The 18,405-nt window shown below is 58.3% G+C and carries 16 protein-coding genes and 1 pseudogene; 11 read left to right on the plus strand and 6 right to left on the minus strand.

Going from position 1 to position 18,405, the window contains the following annotated elements; all coding sequences use genetic code 11:
• The first annotated feature begins 43 nt into the window (after positions 1-43).
• A complete protein-coding gene (locus tag QQX03_RS06870; RefSeq protein ID WP_285975021.1) occupies positions 44-2,668 on the plus strand; it encodes a M14 family zinc carboxypeptidase in 2,625 nt (874 codons plus the stop codon).
• Here the strand turns inward: QQX03_RS06870 and QQX03_RS06875 are convergent.
• From QQX03_RS06875 to QQX03_RS06890, 4 genes are read right to left on the minus strand one after another with little or no spacing between them, the layout of a single operon-like run.
• On the minus strand, positions 2,665-3,348 hold the full coding sequence (locus QQX03_RS06875) for a DUF2459 domain-containing protein (protein ID WP_285975022.1): 684 nt from the start codon (positions 3,346-3,348) through the stop codon (positions 2,665-2,667). The genes QQX03_RS06870 and QQX03_RS06875 overlap by 4 nt on opposite strands.
• The gene (locus QQX03_RS06880) at positions 3,327-4,226 is read right to left on the minus strand and encodes a 50S ribosomal protein L11 methyltransferase (RefSeq protein ID WP_285975023.1); all 900 of its coding nucleotides are present in this window, start codon (positions 4,224-4,226) and stop codon (positions 3,327-3,329) included. Before QQX03_RS06880 ends, QQX03_RS06875 begins: the two co-directional genes overlap by 22 nt.
• Complete coding sequence (gene bla / locus QQX03_RS06885; protein WP_285975024.1) at positions 4,223-5,098, minus strand: subclass B3 metallo-beta-lactamase; 876 nt, start codon at positions 5,096-5,098, stop codon at positions 4,223-4,225. The genes QQX03_RS06880 and bla overlap by 4 nt, the downstream gene beginning before the upstream one ends.
• Before the next feature lie 40 nt (positions 5,099-5,138).
• The gene (locus tag QQX03_RS06890) at positions 5,139-5,849 is read right to left on the minus strand and encodes an SDR family NAD(P)-dependent oxidoreductase (RefSeq protein ID WP_285975025.1); all 711 of its coding nucleotides are present in this window, start codon (positions 5,847-5,849) and stop codon (positions 5,139-5,141) included.
• 119 nt (positions 5,850-5,968) lie between these two features.
• Here QQX03_RS06890 and sdhC point away from each other — a divergent pair, with 119 nt between their 5' ends.
• Genes sdhC through QQX03_RS06915 form a run of 5 tightly spaced genes read left to right on the plus strand, consistent with a single transcriptional unit; the run spans position 5,969 to position 10,160 of the window.
• The gene (gene sdhC, locus QQX03_RS06895) at positions 5,969-6,352 is read left to right on the plus strand and encodes a succinate dehydrogenase, cytochrome b556 subunit (protein ID WP_285975026.1); all 384 of its coding nucleotides are present in this window, start codon (positions 5,969-5,971) and stop codon (positions 6,350-6,352) included.
• Between the two features lie 11 nt (positions 6,353-6,363).
• Positions 6,364-6,750 (plus strand): succinate dehydrogenase, hydrophobic membrane anchor protein, encoded by a 387-nt coding sequence (gene sdhD, locus QQX03_RS06900; RefSeq protein WP_285975027.1) that lies wholly within the window; start codon positions 6,364-6,366, stop codon positions 6,748-6,750.
• Positions 6,750-8,573, plus strand: a complete 1,824-nt coding sequence (sdhA, locus tag QQX03_RS06905) for a succinate dehydrogenase flavoprotein subunit (protein WP_285975028.1) — start codon at positions 6,750-6,752, stop codon at positions 8,571-8,573. Before sdhD ends, sdhA begins: the two co-directional genes overlap by 1 nt.
• Before the next feature lie 28 nt (positions 8,574-8,601).
• Positions 8,602-9,123 (plus strand): hypothetical protein, encoded by a 522-nt coding sequence (locus QQX03_RS06910; protein WP_285975029.1) that lies wholly within the window; start codon positions 8,602-8,604, stop codon positions 9,121-9,123.
• A gap of 47 nt (positions 9,124-9,170) precedes the next feature.
• Positions 9,171-10,160 carry a C13 family peptidase gene (locus QQX03_RS06915; RefSeq protein WP_285975030.1) on the plus strand — a complete coding sequence of 330 codons (990 nt, stop codon included), beginning with the start codon at positions 9,171-9,173 and terminating at the stop codon, positions 10,158-10,160.
• Between the two features lie 2 nt (positions 10,161-10,162).
• Here QQX03_RS06915 and QQX03_RS06920 read toward each other — a convergent pair whose 3' ends face one another.
• Positions 10,163-11,707 (minus strand): esterase-like activity of phytase family protein, encoded by a 1,545-nt coding sequence (locus QQX03_RS06920; RefSeq protein ID WP_285975031.1) that lies wholly within the window; start codon positions 11,705-11,707, stop codon positions 10,163-10,165.
• A gap of 149 nt (positions 11,708-11,856) precedes the next feature.
• On the opposite strand from QQX03_RS06920, the gene QQX03_RS06925 reads away from it, so the two are divergent.
• The 3 genes from QQX03_RS06925 (at position 11,857) to creD (ending at position 15,401) form a co-directional block, all read left to right on the plus strand.
• Positions 11,857-12,246, plus strand: a complete 390-nt coding sequence (locus QQX03_RS06925; protein ID WP_285975032.1) for a BlaI/MecI/CopY family transcriptional regulator — start codon at positions 11,857-11,859, stop codon at positions 12,244-12,246.
• Entirely contained in the window at positions 12,243-13,847 is a 1,605-nt protein-coding gene (locus QQX03_RS06930) for a M56 family metallopeptidase (protein WP_285975033.1), read from the plus strand. The genes QQX03_RS06925 and QQX03_RS06930 overlap by 4 nt, the downstream gene beginning before the upstream one ends.
• 192 nt (positions 13,848-14,039) lie before the next feature.
• Complete coding sequence (gene creD / locus QQX03_RS06935) at positions 14,040-15,401, plus strand: cell envelope integrity protein CreD (RefSeq protein WP_285975034.1); 1,362 nt, start codon at positions 14,040-14,042, stop codon at positions 15,399-15,401.
• 73 nt (positions 15,402-15,474) lie between these two features.
• Here creD and QQX03_RS06940 read toward each other — a convergent pair.
• Positions 15,475-15,888 (minus strand): annotated as a pseudogene (locus tag QQX03_RS06940) (neutral zinc metallopeptidase); the annotation flags it as partial.
• A gap of 151 nt (positions 15,889-16,039) precedes the next feature.
• Between QQX03_RS06940 and QQX03_RS06945 the strand changes: the two are divergent.
• The gene (locus tag QQX03_RS06945) at positions 16,040-16,795 is read left to right on the plus strand and encodes a 3-hydroxybutyrate dehydrogenase (protein WP_285975035.1); all 756 of its coding nucleotides are present in this window, start codon (positions 16,040-16,042) and stop codon (positions 16,793-16,795) included.
• A 25-nt stretch (positions 16,796-16,820) separates the two neighbouring features.
• Positions 16,821-18,293 (plus strand): M28 family peptidase, encoded by a 1,473-nt coding sequence (locus QQX03_RS06950; RefSeq protein ID WP_285975036.1) that lies wholly within the window; start codon positions 16,821-16,823, stop codon positions 18,291-18,293.
• The last annotated feature ends 112 nt before the right edge of the window (positions 18,294-18,405 follow it).

Here is an 18,405-nt window from a genome sequence, read left to right on the forward strand (position 1 = left end):
GTTACCAAAACCAATGCTTTCAGATACCAACAGGGACACTCCAATGACAGGTCGATTTTTAAGTCGGATCGCAATTGTGTTGGCCGCCTTCGCTTTCACGGCCCCGCCTGCCATGGCGCAGTCCTATCTCGATGGCGATTTCGATGCGTCTGTTCCGACATTGTCTGAAAAGGTTGGCCATGCGCCGGGCACACGGATTACCTCCCCCAGCGAAAGCCTGACCTATCTTGAAGCCCTGGTGGAAGCCGTGCCTGATCGCGCCCGGCTGGTGCAATATGCGACCAGTTGGGAAGGGCGCCCGCTGGTATACGTTGTGATCACCGCTGCTGAAAACATGGCGCGGATCAACGCAATCAAAGCGGATTTGGCCAATGTCGCGGCCGGCCGCGCAAGCAATGGCGACGCATTGCCGGTCACGTGGCTTGCCTATGGTGTGCATGGCAACGAAGTGACTTCCACCGATGCGGCGCTGATGATGGCTTATCATTTGCTCGCTTCACAGGGCGATGCGCGGGTGGACCAGATCATGCGCGAAAGCATTGTGATCATCGACCCATCGCAAAACCCCGATGGCCGCGCGCGCTTCGTGCACAACTTTCGCGCCGCGCTGGGCCTGACGCCTTTTGGCGATCGGCAGGCGGCCGAGCATGATGAACCATGGCCGAGCGGCCGTTTCAACCACTATCTGTTCGATCTGAACCGTGACTGGTTCACGCTGAGCCAACCGGAAACGCGTGGCAAGATCGCGGCCATGCTCGAGTGGAGTCCAGTGGTGGTCAAGGACATCCACGAAATGAGCGGCGATGACAGCTATTTCTTCAGCCCCGCAGCTGATCCGTTGAACCCTAATCTCACACCTGCGCAGATCCGCCTGTACGAGCTGATTGGCCGCAACAATGCCGCCTGGTTTGACCGCATGGGTGAACCCTACTTCACGCGCGAGGTCTTTGATCTGTTCTACCCCGGCTATGGGGACACATGGAATGCGCATCAGGGCGCAATTGGGAGTACATACGAGCAAGGATCGCCGCGCGGGCTGGTATGGGAAAGACGCGATGGCACGGAACTGACATATGCAGACGGTGTGCGTAATCACTTCTTGGCCAGCCTATCCACTGCTGAAGCAGTGGCCAGCAATGCTGATCGTTTCATGAGTGATTATGCGGCTTACCGTGCGGACAATGCGAATGGTGCGGCAGGGCGCGGTGCGTACGTGATCGATCTTGCCGAGCGCCGGTGGAATGCAGAGGCGCTGGGCCGCAGGCTGGCCGCGCAAGGGATCAATGTGCTGCGCCGCGATGGTGCAGCGACGGTATGCGGCAAGAGCTATCCGCAGGGCTATCTGGCTGTGCCGCGTTCTCAACCCGCTGCGCGTCTTGTGCGCAGCCTGCTGGATGCAGACACGCCATTGCCGCGTGAATTCGTGATCGAGCAGGAGCGCCGCCGCAGCGATGATTTGCCGCATGAATTGTATGACGTCACCGCTTGGTCTGTTGGCATGATGGCTGGAACGCAAGTGCAACTTTGCGGCTCTGCGGTTGGCGGTGATCCGTTGTCGGCAACGTCTTCGATTGCGCCAGTGGCAGAAGGCAGCGGCAGCTTTGGCGTTGCTGTGCCCTGGAGCGATAGCGGGCAGGCCCGCCTAGTAGCGCTGGCGCTGCGCGAAGGAGTTGTCGGGCGCGCAACCGATGAAGCTTTCACCATGGGTTCGCGCACCTTCCCGCGCGGCACCGTGGTATTTAGCAATGCCGCAAATGGCGCGGACAAGATGGCGCGTTTTGCGGAACTCGCGCAGGAAGTCGGCGCGCATACTGTGGCGCTTGAATCGAGCTGGGTCGAGGATGGCCCCAATTTCGGCAGCGACGCCTTTGTGCGGCTGGACCCGCCCAAGGTTGCCATCGCCTGGGATGATGGCGTCTCACCGCTGAGCGCAGGCGCGCTGCGTTATGTATTGGAGCAACGCTTGGGCGTGCCGGTGACTCCGATCCGCACAGCGCAGCTGAGGAATGCGGATCTATCTGACTATGATGTTCTGCTGATCCCCGACGGCTCGCCGGCAGGTGCGCTGGGCGAAAGCGGCGTAAGCACCATCCGCGAATTCGCGGGCGAAGGCGGCGTAGTGGTCGTGATTGGCGATAGTCTGGACATACTGGCAAGTGGTGACAGTCCTATGCTGGCGGTCAAACGCGAAGCAGCGCTAGGGCTGGAGCCGGGCGAAGATGCAGATGCAGGGAGCAGTCTGGCTGAAGCGGTCGAGATCACTAGCGAAGCCGAATATCGCACCGCCATTCGTGACGAGAATGCATTGCCAGACACGATGCCCGGCGCGTTGGTGAACACTGTCGCAGACCGCAATCACTTCCTGTCGGCTGGATATGATGGCGGCGCAATCGTGCTGGCAACGGGTTCACGCATATACACTCCGCTTGACCGAGCGGACGGGGTGAATGTGCTGCGCTTCGCAGCCGCAGATGATTTGGTGGCCAGCGGATATGTGTGGGAAGAAAACCGCCGCCAAATGGCTTTCAAACCCTATCAGATGGCGCAACCGACTGGCCGCGGCATGGCGATAGGTTTTGCCCATGATCCGGCTGAACGCGCTTACCTGGACGGGCTGGATCTGTTGCTGGCCAATGCGGTGATCGTTGCGCCAGCGCGGGTTCGCTAATCGCCTTTGTACTCAGGCACCCATTTCATGACGCCGCCTACCATCGGGGTCCACCATCCGGTTTTGATTCCGGCAGCGGCGAGCGCGTTGCTGACCCATTGGTTGCAGGTGTTGCCAAGGTGATAGGTGCCGGGCGCATCATAAAACACGTCATAATCTGAATAGCCACGATAGACCGTGCGTTCAGACGCAGGCAAAATCTCGCGCTCGATAATCGCGATCAGACGCGCATATTCTGCATGGCTGATCGTAAGCTGACGATGATCGGGCGAGGGGGCAGGGCGGATGTAGTGGCTGACATGCAGCAAGCCTCCACCGCCCGTTGCTGCGCCAAAAACTGTTGGCAGAGACAGGTCCCACCAGGTTGGCGTGTTAAGGAACACTTCGCGTTCACCCCAACTCACCGAGACATGCGTGTAGGGACGGTTCGGCGCGAGCACATCATCCGCGGGAAAATCCGCGCGCCAATCCTTTTGAGCAGAGACTGCAGGCATAACGATAGCGGTGTGCACGCCATTGGTTTCGATCATGATCTGGACCCCGGCTGCGGGTTGTTCCCAATCATCATTGCGGGCAATGGAGGAACCGATCCACGCGGTCAGCAGGAAAACAAGTGCAAACGCCGCCAACACAGCGAGCGGCCAGAGGAGCAAGCGCTTTAGCGTCGTTTGCGCAGCCATAGAATGGACCAGTTTCCATTGACGTGGCGCTCGGCGAGACGGAAGCCCGCTTGGCGATAGGCTCTGCGAACCGCGGGTTCCTGTCGTTCCAGCAAACCGGCCAGCAGGATACTGGCGCCAGGCGTTACAGCGGCTTCAAAATCTGGTGCGAGTTCCACCAAAGGCGCAGCCAGTATGTTCGCGATCAGGAGATCGTATGGCCCGCGCGCTTCGAGGAGCGGGTCCGCCATCCCGTCAGCGATCACCATGGTCAGCTGACCGCGATCTGCGCCGATTGGCAGGCTGTTCAGCTCCGCGTTGTCGGCCACCACGCCTGCACACACATCATCGATGTCGGATGCGGTACAGAGCGCTCTCGGCCACAAGCGCATGGCAGCGATCGCAAGCAGGCCTGTGCCCGTGCCAATATCGGCGATATTGCGGCTGACTACGCCGCGTTCCTTCATTGCGTCCAGCATCTCCAGGCAACCGGCGGTCGTCTCGTGGTGGCCGGTGCCGAACGCCTGGCTGGCTGGGATCTCTATGTTCATTGCGCCATCAGCCGGTGGATAATCGGATGTATGGATGTAAAAGCAGCCTGCGCGGATCGGTTCGGCCCCTTGCTGGCTCAAAGTGATCCAGTCCTGTTCAGGCAATTTCTCGACAGTGAAAACCGGCACGTCCCCGTCAAATAGACCGGCTATGTCTGCCTGTTGCGCTTCGCTCGGCTCGTGCGAATACCATGCCTCCAACACCCATTCTTGCGGGCGATCCTCCACCACTTCGCTGCCTGAAATGACAACTTCCGGGTCCCAATCGTCGATCTCTTCATGATAAAGCAGAGCCGCCTGTATGACAGGCTTTGCTGCAAAGGCAGAGAGTTTCCAGCTCTCGCTCACTCTGCGTTGCCCGCTTCGCGTTCGAGGCGCGCATCCAAGCGACGTTCGATAGCGCGGGCGTAATTCTTGCATTGATTACCATCGCCCACTTCACCCGAGCGCAACCGCTTGATCATGTTACTTGATGATGGATGCGGCGTAAGAATCTTATCGCATGGCAACGCAGCAACGGTTTCAATGCTTTGCTGGAAGGCGGCGACTGTCTGTGGATGATCTGTAAAGCGGTAACTATCGGCGGAAACCGGTGAAAGGCTGTCGACATATGCAAAATCGCGACACGATTGATCAGCAGCACTCGCATCGCAGGAAGTCCAGCTCCAGCTTAGTGCGCCGGGCGTGTGCCCTGGCGTTGCATGAGCCGTGATCGTGATGCCACCAAGCGTTACCGGATCACCATGGGAAACAACAAGATCGACTTGCACAGGGGCCATTGCCGGGTGATTTGATTCAGCCTGAGGATCGTCCGATGCAACAATTCCGCTTTCGAGGACCGGTTTGGCACGGGCGGAGGCGACGACCCTCGCTCCTGTCGTCTCCACGGCCGCTGCGTGGCCCGCGACATGGTCAAAATGTTCGTGGCTCATCAGGATATAGCCGATGTCGGTCGGGTCAAAGCCAAGCTTGCGGATGTTTTCCAGGACCGATGGCGCGGCACCCTCTACACCGCTGTCCAAAAGGATATGACCGTCGTCTCCGGTGACCAGAATGGCAGAGATTCCGCAGGTTCCCACGTAATATGTGTTGCCATGTATCTGGAATGGAGGCGCTGTCTTGTCCCACTCGTCCCATGTCTCGCAGCTTTGAAGGAATGCGTTCTTACCGACCCCCTCTGCCGGTTGAAGCGTGGCAGTTTCTTCCGCTTGGGTGGGCAAAGCCAGACAACTCGCTGCGAGAAGACATAAGGGAAGTGATTTAACGTACATAACTGGCTCCATTGGCGTCGATCACCGCGCCAGTCATGCTTTCCGGGGCATCAAGCGAGCAGAATTCGATAATACGCGCAATTTCAGCGGGTTCTGCCACACGTCCCAGCGGGATATCGCGCAACAGCTGTTCGCCCCCGCGGCTCTCCAGATAATCGCCCGCCATTGCGGTGTCGGTAAATCCCGGTGTGATTGCAAAGCTCACAATCCGCTGCGCCGCGTAACCGCGCGCAATCGTCTTGTGCATGGCCAGCATCCCGCCTTTCGCCGCTGCATAGTGCCAATGTGCCGGCGAATCGCCGCGATATCCCGCGCGGCTTGCGACATGCACGATCCGGCCAGGAACTCCGCGATCCAGCCAGTGACTTACGGCAAAGCGACTTAGCTGTGCCGCAGCGGTCAAGTTAATCCGCAGCGTCTCTTCCCACCCATCCAGCCATTCAATATCGGAAGAATCGAGAGCGGTCGCCTTGAACAGCCCGGCATTGTTGACCAGCACATCGATATGTCCGTTCGCCCGGTCTAAAGCTTCTTCCCACAATATTTGTGGGGCAGAAGGTTGAGAGAAGTCTGCTGGAATTGTGTTTTCGTCAGCCGCGCTGGTCGCGTGGCCGATCACCTTTGCCCCGCGCTTTTCCAACGCTTCACGCGCTGCAGCACCGATTCCGCGGCTTGATCCGGTAAGGAGAATTGCACTCATTCGAACACCTATCTGAAACTTTGCAGCCCAAGTCGAGCGGAACTGGTTGAAAGGCGGGTTGTCACACGCGCTGTGGACGCTAAGTGGAGTTGCAACAGTGTTTACCGGACGAATTGAATATGTCGAACAACAGACCGCTCTCACCGCACCTCCAGATCTGGAAATGGGGCCCGCATATGCTGGTTTCCATCCTTCACCGGGTTAGTGGAGATGGAATGGCGCTGGTCGGGTTGTTTGTGCTGGTTTGGTGGCTTGGCGCGCTGGCAAGTGGGCCTGCCTATTACGAGACTTTCAGCGGTTTGATGACGAGCATTCCAGGTTACGTCGTTCTTGTCGGCCTGAGCTGGGCCTTTTTCACACATTTGATGAGCGGGCTTCGCCACTTTGTGCTCGATATCGGCGCGGGCTATGAGCTCAACACGAACAAGATGTGGTCGATTGCCTCGCCGCTGATCGCCATCCTCCTGACAGCGGGCTTTTGGGCCCTCATCCTAAACAAGTAAGGCAGCTAGAAATGGCTCACGATACTCCTATCAAGCGCGTGCGCGGTCTGGGCTCGGCGCATCACGGCGCGCATCACTGGCTGGTGCAACGCTTTACCGCCATCGGCAATCTGGTGCTCAGCATCTGGCTGATCGCCAGCATTATCGGTTTGCCTGATCTGAGCTACGCAACGGTCAGCAAATGGCTGGCTCAGCCAGTATCCGCTACGGCCATGATCTTGCTCGTTATCAGCACGTTCTGGCACGCGCGCCTTGGCCTGCAAGTTCTGATCGAAGATTATCTCCACAACTCCGGCACCAAATTCGCTGCGCTCGCCGCGCTAAACCTCGCCGTCATTGGCGGCGGTGCCTTCGCCATTTTCTCTGTTGCCAGCCTTGCCTTTGGAGGAGCCGCCTGATGGCCGACACCTCAGCTTACAAGATTATCGATCACACCTATGACGTTGTTGTTGTGGGAGCAGGCGGCTCTGGCCTGCGCGCGACCATGGGCGCTGCCGAAGCGGGCTTGCGAACCGCCAACATCACCAAGGTGTTCCCGACCCGCAGTCACACTGTGGCGGCCCAGGGCGGAATCGCCGCTTCGCTGGGCAACAACACGCCCGATCACTGGTCATGGCATATGTATGACACGGTGAAGGGGGCGGACTGGCTGGGTGATCAGGACGCGATTGAATATCTCGCTCGTGAAGCGCCAGCAGCGGTTTACGAGCTGGAGCATGCAGGCGTGCCCTTCAGCCGCAACGAAGATGGCACGATTTACCAGCGCCCGTTTGGCGGCCACATGCAGAATATGGGTGAAGGCCCGCCGGTGCAGCGCACTTGTGCCGCGGCTGACCGTACCGGCCACGCCATGCTTCACGCGCTGTATCAGCAGAGCCTGAAGTATGATGCGGACTTCTTCATCGAATATTTCGCGCTTGACCTGATTATGGCGGGCCAGGGCGCTGATCGGAAATGCGTCGGGGTGACCGCAATGTGCCTCGATGATGGCACGATCCATCGTTTCCGCGCGCAATCCGTAGTGCTGGCAACCGGCGGTTATGGCCGCTGCTATTTCACCGCGACGTCTGCGCACACCTGCACTGGCGATGGAGGGGGCATGGTGCTCCGCGCCGGCTTGCCGCTGCAGGATATGGAGTTTGTCCAGTTCCACCCGACCGGTATTTACGGCGCGGGCGTGCTGATCACAGAGGGCGCGCGCGGCGAGGGCGGTTACCTCACCAACAGCGAAGGCGAGCGCTTCATGGAGCGTTACGCTCCAAGTGCAAAGGACCTTGCATCGCGCGACGTTGTCAGCCGTTCGATGGCGCTCGAAATGCGCGAAGGTCGCGGCGTAGGCCCCGATGGCGACCACATCTACCTGCATCTGGATCACATTGATCCCAAGGTACTGGGTGAGCGGCTGCCGGGGATCACCGAAAGCGGCAAGATTTTTGCTGGCGTTGACCTGACCCGAGAACCGCTGCCCGTAACGCCTACGGTGCATTACAATATGGGCGGCATCCCCTGTAATTATCACGGGCAGGTTGTGACACTCGGTCCTGATGGCGATCCGGATCATGTTGTGCCGGGGCTTTATGCCGTAGGCGAAGCGGCCTGTGTATCCGTACACGGCGCGAACCGCCTCGGTTCCAACTCGTTGATCGACCTGGTGGTGTTCGGACGCGCAACCGGCTTGCACCTGAAAGACAATATCACGGCCAACGGCAAACAGGACGAACTGCCGGCGGACAGCGCGGAAATGTCACTGACGCGGCTTGATCACTTCCGCGATGCGGATGGTGGTTCACCGACCGCCGAAGTTCGCAGCGAAATGCAGAAGGCGATGCAAAAGCACGCGGCGGTGTTCCGCGACAGCAAGCTATTGTCCGAAGGTGTCGATGCGCTGAAATCCGTTAATAAGCGGATGGAAGATATCAAGGTGTTTGACCGCTCGCTGATCTGGAACAGCGATTTGATCGAGACGCTTGAGCTCGACAATCTGATGGCGCAGGCGAATGTTACCATGGCGTCCGCTGAAAACCGCAAGGAAAGCCGCGGTGCTCACGCTCATGAGGACTTCCCCGATCGTGACGATGCGAACTGGATGAAGCACACGATTGCCTGGTTCGAAGGCTGGGGCGGAAACGGTGGCGCGGTGAAGATCGACTACCGTCCGGTGCACGAATATACGCTGACGGATGACGCCGAGTACATCAAGCCGAAGAAGCGGGTGTACTAGACTTCAGAAGCGCGTTGGGAGGGCGCCTTTGACTTCCAAACCCGCACTGACAAAACGCCTGGACGGCTATCGGAAGATGGAGCTGGGCAATGTCTGGCTTCTTCCCGTCTGCATGGTGTGGGTGGCCTATTTCCTCGAGTATCCGTTGGGTTGGCTGAGCTGGACTTCAATGGTGCCTATGTGCGGTTTGCTGCTGCTTGGCGGGCTATACTGGCGCGCGAAGCTTCGGCTTCTTCAAGGCCAAAACCAACCATTGGCGATTCTTTTGCCATGGGCGCGCTCTTTGCAATGGCCGTTCGCCATCGCCAGTGCGATTGTGTGCGCACTTTGTCTGGCGAGCTGGATCACAGGTGAATTTGCCTTGTCTCTGGGCGACCGGATCACGGCCAGTATCGCTGCCTCGCTCGCGATGCTGGAGTATGTGAACTACTATCATCGCCAGTTGCAGCACTTTGACCATGCGGCGGACTGGAAACGGTTACTCGAAGGCAGAGGCTTCAGAGCGTCGCAAATGGCGACAGATTTGCAGCGTCTTCGTCAAAAGCGCTAGGCATCAGGTCTTGACCTGAACGCTGTTCTCGCTGCACCTTCCCGGCTATGAAGAGGGGCGCTTTTTTCTCAATTGGTTTGGCAGCAGCGGTGGCGATCACAGCACCGGCGCTGGCACAAGAAGCGTCCACATCAGAAGACAACGCCTCCACTCATAGCGCGCGGTGGCCCAGCCTCGGCTCGGGCTCCACGCCACAAGACATGCAGCAGAGCCTGGAACAAGGGCCAGAGCTTAACCGCAATCTTTCCGCGCTCGATCTGCTCGAGCAGCGCCGAAGGCTGGACAGCGCTCTCGCAGCAATTGCGCCGCAGCGGGCGGGGCAGGTCGATGCATATGTCGTCGCGATCGCGCTCGACAGCGATCCGGTATTCGCTCGCGAGGCGCGCGAAGTCGGTGAGGTATTGAAGCATCGCTACAACGCCCAGGACCGGACGCTGGTTCTCGCCGGGCCTGACGGTGAAGATGATGGCCTGCCGCGCGGTTCGATCCGCTCGCTTTTGATCGCGCTCGCCAGCATCGCTGAAAAGATGGACCCGGCTGAAGACGTGCTGGTGCTCTATTCTACCAGCCACGGACTGCCACAAGGTCTGGCCTATCACTACGAAGATAGCGGCTATGGCGTGCTATCGCCCAAACTGCTGAAAGACACCTTCGCAGAGCTAGGAATCGAGAAACGCTTGCTGCTGCTCTCGGCATGCTACTCCGGAGTTTTCGTGCCAAAACTCGCAGGCGAGAACACCGCGATCATCACCGCGTCGGCTGACAATCGCACGTCTTTTGGCTGTCAGCCAGACAATGACTGGACGTTTTTCGGAGACGCGCTGGTCAACCGCGCAATGCGAAAGCCGCAAACGCTACTGATGGCGCACCGCGAAGCTGTGCTTTCGATAGCGGATTGGGAATCACGCATGCGGTTGCCCGCCAGCTTGCCGCAGGCGCGGATCGGCAATGGGGCGATGAGCTGGCTCAGCGCAATCGAAGCGAGCATGCCGCGGGTCGCGACAGCGCCCACTGGCAAGCCGGCTATGGGCGAATAAAACTATTCTGCCGCGTCAACGCGCCGCACATTTACGATCTCAATTGGCTTCGCAAGCATCTGGCCTTTGAGGAAGCCTTCGCCTTTGTCCGGATCGGTGGGCGTAGCGTGAATTGCGTGAACGACATCCATCCCGCCCACTACATAGCCAAACACGGCAAAGCCGGGGCGGCGACCGGGGTCATCAGATTCCGGATAGGCATCCAGCCCGCGTTGATCGCGGATCATGATCGAGAAGTCACCTGTCGCGCTGCCCGGTTCAAACCGCGCCATCGACAGTGCGCCATCGGTGTGGCTGAGCCCGGTTTCATTGGTCGGTTCGTGAGTAATGCCGTCAAGTATCCGTCGCGGATCGTTTTGTGTTCCACATTGCAGGAAGCCGCTCTGCTCCTGGCCGCCTGTCACCCGCATCGCGCGATAGCATTTGGTGTTGTCGTATCGATCTTCATCGACATAGCGCAGGAAGTTGGCGGCAGTAATCGGTGCGCGTTCAGTCTCGAGCGAGACCGTGATGTCACCCATGGAAGTTTCCAGCACGACCAGTTCGGTTGCATAGACCTTTGGCGGGACGCCCGGAGCAGTCGCGGCGCGCTGACTGACCTGAAATTTCATCAGCAAGGTCCGCTGATCGCTGGAGAAATTGTTGTCTGATACGATGTAGAGAAAGGTCTCTTCGCCTTCTTCGCGCACCGCGATCCCTTCGAAATTGTCGATCGAAAGCGACGTGTCCCAGACGGCGAGTGTCTCATCCAGTCCGTCCGGACCCATTGCGATGATTGCAGCCGAATTTCCGAGTTCCCGAGACCAGCTGCGGAAGAGTACGAAACACACACCATTGCTCGCGCAATCGGCATCGGTCGGGACACCTCCGCGCGTGTCCAGCGGAGCTGGGGGCTCGAGCTCGAAATTGACTAGACCAACATTGTCTTTCAGCACACAGTTTGGCTGCGCTTCGCCCGCCCATTCGCCGCACGCAAGGTAGCCGTTCGACGTTACTGCCAGCGTTTCCAGACCGCTGTTTGATGGCGCATTGGCAACATGCGTGACGGCATCATGGGCGGCAGGTTCCGCTGGCCCCGCCAAGCTGGCATAGCGCCAAACTCGGTGATCCTGTTCAAACGATACCAGCCAGCCACCATCGCTAGAGCGGGTTATCGCTTCGGCATCGCTGTCGGCTTTCCCGCGCAGGGGCTTTCCACGCTCGTCATTCAGTGCGCCGACTTCGATCTCGATCAAATCGACGAGTGTGCCGCGGATCTCGTCTGTTTCGATGGTCAACCAGCGCCCGTCATCCATCACGCCAACCAAATGTCCGTCGTGCCATTCCAGGCCCGATATCCCGCCGATTTCCAGTTCGCCGGCTTCGATTTCCAGACCGCCACGATAGATCAGCTCACCGAGTTTGACGTTGTCGGCATCATTGGGGTCAAGCGAAACCGGCAAGGTCTCGGGCATCACTGTGCCTGTTTCCGCGAAGGAGGGGGCGTGCATAACAGCGGCCGTTGCCGCAACGCCGAATGCGAGTGGGAGTGCTAACTTCCAAGTCATTCATCCATCGTGGTCGGTCGCTCGCAGAGTTTCAACCCCTGTAATTCGCCGTTAATCCACGCTTCGTGTTTACAGCCGTAGTCGAAATGACTACAGACGTAATCGTCAATTCGTAACCGGACTGATCGAGCGTCTATCGGAGGAAGCAAATGGGACAGGGCAGTAACGCAAAACCCGAACGCATTAGCGAGGCCGAGCACGCCGTTATGGAGGTGCTGTGGGATAGAAACCCGGCAACCGCCGCTGATGTATCGGATGCGCTGGCACAGAATCGCGGCTGGAGCCTGGCCACAGTCAAAACGCTGCTCGGGCGACTGGTCCAGAAGCACGCCATTTCTGCCAGTCCAGACGGCAGGCGCTATCTCTATACGCCGCTGATCGAACGCTCGGACTATATCGGAACCGAAAGCAAAAGGCTGGTCGACCGGCTGTTCGGAGGTCGTGCCGCCTCACTGGTGGCGCATCTGGCCGATCAGGAAGCGCTTACAGAAGATGATCTGACGGAAATCGAAGCCCTGTTGAAGGAGCTGAAACGATGATGGACTGGCTAACCGATACATTCATTTGGACCGCGGCATTGATTGCGCTGGTCCTGCTCATTCGTCGCCCTGTGGCACGGCATTTCGGCCCCCAAGCGGCCTATGCACTGTGGGCTCTGCCGCTGATAAGGTTGGTTCTCCCCCCACTGACCTTGCCCGCATGGATGGCGCCGTCGGAGCCAGCAACTGCGCTTGCGACTGAGGTTGAGCCACTTGATGTCTTTGCGCTTGTCGCTGAGCGCAACGCTATTCCTTTTCCAGGGTCAGACGTAACTCTCAGCCAGCCCTTGCTGCCGTTCAATCTTTCAGAATTCGTGCTGGCCATTTGGCTGGCGGGTGCTGCGACATTCCTTTTCCTGCGCTTCCGGGCGTATAGCCGGATGCGGCAGGAGCTTCTGGCCGAAGGACGCGACGTCGGCCAGGCCGGCAAGGTGCGCCTGATCGAAACCCCTTTGACCAGCGCGCCCCTTGCCTTCGGCGTAATCGACAAAGTTGTGGCGCTGCCCGAAGGTTTCATGGCCACTTGGTATCGTGATGCCCGAGATCTGGCGCTGGCACATGAGTTGGCACACCACAAAGGGCACGATCTTGCAATTAACATGGCTGTGCAGCCCCTGTTCGCGCTGCATTGGTTTAATCCACTTGGCTATCTTGGCTGGCTCGCGCTGCGGCGTGACCAGGAAGCGGCCTGTGACGCGCGCGTGATTGCGAAGCGCGCGAAGGAAGACCGCGCGACCTATGCGCAAGTGATCGCCAGTTTTGCTGCCGGACCCAATGTCGCGCTTGCTGCGCCGATGACGTGCCCGGTGCTCGGGGACAAATCGATAATTCACCGTTTGAGGAGCCTTAAAATGAACAATCAATCAACTAAGCGCCGCATGGCTGGACGCGGCCTATTGGCTGCTGCCTTGGTTGCCTTGCCGCTAACCGCGACTGTCACCTATGCTGACAGCACGAGCTTTGACGATGTGTTTGCCGATGTGCCGGCACCGCCAGCACCTCCAACACCCCCGACACCAGGTACAGCCGTTCCGGCACCTCCTGCGCCGCCCGCTGCGCCCGAAGCGCCCGAGGCTCCTGAAGTTGAAGAGAACGTATGGGTTGAGAAAGACGAAGACGGCGTTGAACGCCGATATGTCATCCGCAAGGCGGTGCATGTCGATGGCCAGCATGACGACCACGAGGTGCATCGCGAAGTAAAGAAGCACCGCATCGTGCGGGTCCAGCGCGAAGGTGAAGGGCTTACCGAAGAGGAAAAGCGCGAAATCCTGATCGAAGTTCGCGAAGGATTAGAAGAAGCGGATGTTGCTCTGAGGGAAGCATTCGCAGAACAGAGCATGGCGTTCGCAGAGCTAGAGAATGGTGAAGGCAACTTCACCGTTGTTGAAGTCAACTGCGACACCGGAGGCAAGGGCAAGAAGCTGATGCAGGACGGTGAGGAAGTGACTGTGATTTGCAAAAGTGAAATCATGGCCAGCGCACTGTCCGGACTGAAAGAGGCTCGCAAAGCGCTCGCAAGCAACCCCGAAATGCCAGAGGATATGCTCAAGGAAGTGATCGCGGCATTGGATGAGAAGATCGCAGCCTGGGAAAGCCGCTGATTCGCATGAGCTAGACCCATCATACTGTTTAAGCGGTGTGATGAATGAAGAGCGGGGGTGTACGGCCACTCCCGCTCTTTTTTGTTTGAGCTGCTTTTGGGCATTCACAACACATTCATTTCATCGTTCACAAAGCACGGTTCATCGCAAGAATAAGGAGGATAAACTGTGCTGAAGAACCGCTCCCCGGGAATGAAACTACTGATTGTCGCGCTGATAGGTGGCGCGCTGATCATACCGCTATTGTTTGTCTACGGATTGGTCAGTGATCGCCAGCATCAGGCGCGGGAAGCGCAGGATTCGATAGCTGCAGGTTGGGCCGGCGCACAGGCCGTTTCCGGCCCGGTGCTGATGCTACCCTACAGGAAAGATCACATCACAACGGAGATTGTCGAAGGCCGAAGCATGCGCCGTACCGTGCGCGAGCGGCACAATCTCTTTCTCTCTCCGGAACAGCAAAGCGTTGAAGCGCAGATTGACCCGCAGGTGAAGGAGCGCGCGATCTATCGTTCGGTTCTGTATCGCGCTTCAATCAACGGTTCGGCACGTTTCGAATTGCCCGATGATCTGACCGGGCTTGGCATCGATCGTCAGGACCTGTTGCTTGATGAAGCTGAGTTGCGTTTCGGAATGAGCGATCCCCGCGGTTTGCAAACTGATGCGCGGCTGGTTGTAAACGGAGACGCAATGGAGCTGCACCCAGGGCGCGGGCCAGCCTCAAGCGGTGGGACAGGTGTACATGCTATGCTCGATTGGACGGGTGGTGAGACACTTGACCTGCAATGGTCCTACAGCCTGCGCGGCAGCCGCAGCTTCGGCTTTGTACCGCGCGGTCAGTCGACTGAATGGACCGTCACTTCAAGCTGGGCGCACCCGAGCTTCGTTGGCAGCTTTCTGCCTGATGCCGATGCCGCGCAGATCAGTGACGAGGGTTTCTCCGCTAGCTGGTCCATCTCCAATCTGGCCCTGGGGCAACCGATGGTATCGCAAAATGACTTCGGCCCGGCACAGTTCGAGCAATCACCGGTCGAGGTTGCAAGTGACAATGGTGCCAGCAAAATGGCGACGATCCGATTGGTCGAGCCGGTTGATCTCTACAGCCTGGTTGACCGTTCCGTGAAGTATGGCTTCCTGTTCATCGGCTTCACATTTCTGGCCTTCCTGATGTTTGACATTATTGGCGGCGCGAAAGTTGCGAGCGCAGAATATCTTCTGAGTGGCGCTGGCCTGATCCTTTTCTTCGTTATGCTGCTGGCATTTGCAGAGATGATCGGGTTCGCTTGGGCATACATTGTCGCCAGTGGTGCGATTATCGGATTGCTCACCAGCTATAGCGCTGCGGTGCTGAAAAGCTGGCGCCGCGCGAGCATGATCGGTGGCTTGCTCGTGGGCCTGTATGTCATGCTCTACGTACTGCTGAACCTCGAAGGCCTATCGCTAGTGATCGGTTCAGTGATCCTGTTCTTTGCACTGGCAGGGGTGATGTACACGACCCGCGATATCGACTGGAGCGATGGTGGTAGCAACGACGGCGAAGTGACTGGCTACGCCTGATTCGCGCGGCTGAATCGGAAAGAATGGGGCGGGGGTGTCAATTGCTCCCGCCCTTTCCCGTTTGACTACCCGATCAGTCGAACTGGAAGTAGCGGTCGCAGACAGAATCGTCCGCACTCTCTAGCCCCGCGCGCAAAGCGTCCATGCGCTCTGCACTTGTTCCATGCGTGAAACCTTCGGGATTGATCCGCTGACCGGCATTGCGTTGCAGCGTATCATCCCCGATCGAGCTGGCCGCGCGCATCCCTTCTTCCAGATCGCCGCGCTCGATCAGCTGGCGGTTCTTGCCTGCCCACACACCAGCATAGCAATCCGCCTGCAATTCCATGCGAACCTGCAGCTCGTTTGAACGCCGCGGGTTCTGCTGCTGCGCGCTGCGAACTTGCGCCGCGAGGCCGGTCAGGTTCTGGATATGGTGACCATATTCATGCGCGATGACATAAAGCCGCGCAAAATCGCCTCCTGTTCCCGCCATCTGTGCCAGCTGAAATCTTTGATGTGTCGAACCTGCGCAGCTTCATCCTCAATCCCTCCGATTCGCCGAATTGCCCCTTTTTTTGGTGGTTTTAACGCTGGACAGGCGCGCGCGTTACGCCAAAAGCTGTAGTCCGAATCGTATCGTGCAACAGGGGAAACTGATGTTCCTTCAGGGAAAACGCGCTCTGGTAACCGGATCCACCTCGGGAATCGGGCTTGCGATTGCGCGGGCCTTGAGCAGCGAAGGCGCAGAAGTGATCCTGAATGGTTTCGGTGACAGGTCCGAGATTGCGTCACTATGCGATGAAATGGGTGCGACGCATTCGGCCGCCAATCTGCTCGACCCGTCCGATATCGAGGCAATGATGGCGGACGCGGGTGAAATCGACATCCTTGTCAATAATGCCGGAATGCAGCACGTCTCGCCGGTCGAAGAATTCCCGCAAGACAAGTGGGACGCGATCATAGGGCTCAACCTTAGCGCGGTGTTCCACACTACGCGGCACGCGGTGCTTGGCATGAGGGCAAAGGGTTGGGGACGGATCATCAACACGGCCTCTGCGCATTCCAAAACGGCGTCACCGTTCAAAAGCGCATATAATGCGTCGAAACACGGCGTGGACGGTTTCACCAAGACTATCGCGTTGGAGCTTGCGCAGACCGGCGTGACTGCCAACTGCATTTCGCCTGGTTATGTATGGACACCGCTGATCGAAGGGCAGATCCCAGATACGATGAAAGCGCGCGGGCTTAGCCGCGAAGAAGTGATCAATGATGTGTTGCTGGCCAAGCAACCGACCAAGAAATTTGTGCAACCGCATGAGATTGGCGCGCTGGCGGTGTTCCTTTGCCGTGAAGAGGCGGGCAATGTAACCGGTGCGAACTGGAGCATCGATGGCGGCTGGACCGCTGAATAACGGATTTGAGGCTTTGGGGGCCATAATGATCGAGAGACGAACTTTAGCTGCCTTCGCAATCGCATTGACTTTATCGGCTTGCGCAAGCACTGGCCTCAAAGTTTCGGATTCAGAGTTCACCTCGCTCGAAAACAGGATCGATCAGCATATCAGCGTTCTGGCCAGCGATGAGTTTGCAGGTCGCAGACCCGGCACAATTGGCGAGACGAAAACGCTTGATTACATGCGGTCGGTGCTAGAGCCGGCTGGCTTTGTTTCAGGCACGAATGACCCGGCCAATCCATGGAATGCACCAGTCTTGTTGGCCAATATCAAAGGCGAAAGCGCCCTCGCGCAGTTCAAGATCGGAAGGCGTGTGATTCCAGTCGATCCCGAAGCGATTGCCGCTGCTACGGAAGCGCGCCGAGCCTTGATGGAAGACGCGGACACGTTGTTCGTGGGTTATGCCGATGGTGACGTTGACGAGGCGGTTGTGAGCGAGCGTGTCGTGATCATGTTAAGCGATCCGGGAAAAAGCCCGGCACGCCGGGCTGCGCTGCAAGAGAAAGGCCCGGTTGCAGTTGTGACAGTAGTGGAGTCGGCAGAAAGCACCGCGCAAATCCGCCAATTCCAGATGCGAGATAGGCTAGCCCTCGCATCGCAAGCGGACGAAAATGTTTCTGTCTTTATGGCCCGGGAAGTTCTTGCAAACGTTCTGGGTGAAACGAGATGGGCTGAACTGCTGGAATTGGCCGATGCGAGCAAGGGTGCCAATGACTTTGTGCCGATACCGCTGAGCGCCAAATTGACCCTCGACATACGTACAGACAGGCGTGAAGTGCCATCGCGCAACTTCCTCGCCAAGCTTCCCGGGACAAACCCTGATGCCGGAGCGGTGTTGCTTCTGGGCCATTGGGACCATTTCGGCGAATGTGGACCGGAAGGTGCTGAGGACCGGCTGTGCAATGGCGCGGTCGACAATGCCAGCGGGATTGGCCTGATGATGGAGCTTGGCAAGCGTCTGGCAGCTGGCGAACCGATGGAGCGCGATCTCTACATCCTTGGGACGACGGCAGAGGAGTGGGGCTTGTTGGGTGCGCAAGCCTTTGCAGATCAACCGCCGCTGCCGCTCGAAAATATCGTCGCGGCATTCAATTTCGACACCGTGGCGATTTCGCCCAGAGGTAGCCCGGTCGGCTTTATCGGCGAAGGGCGAACGCCGCTTGATGCGATCATAAAGGAAGCAATCAACGATATAGGACGTGAGTTAGCGCCACGTGAGCTGTCAGAGCCGTTCTTGCAGCGTCAGGACGGCTGGGCGTTGCTGCAGCGTGACGTGCCGTCAGTGCTATTGTCCAATGCATTCGGTTCAGAGGAGAAACTGACCGAGTTTCTTTCGGGGGACTATCATCAGGCATCCGATAACCCCGGCGATATCGAGCTAGGCGGAGCGGTGGATGACCTTCTGTTGCACGAGTTGCTGATCCGCCGGGTGGCCGATAGCGCGGTGTATCCCTAGGTGTAGCTTTTCCCGTAGATGCCTCGGGGGCAAAAAAGGCCGCTCCTACCACTAGCGATTTGCACGAGGTGCGGTTACATGGGCCGCCACGAATCTGCAGATGACGAAAGTG

Origin of the sequence: Altererythrobacter rubellus (genome assembly GCF_030284385.1) — a bacterium.
GTDB classification, from domain to species: domain Bacteria; phylum Pseudomonadota; class Alphaproteobacteria; order Sphingomonadales; family Sphingomonadaceae; genus Erythrobacter; species Erythrobacter rubellus.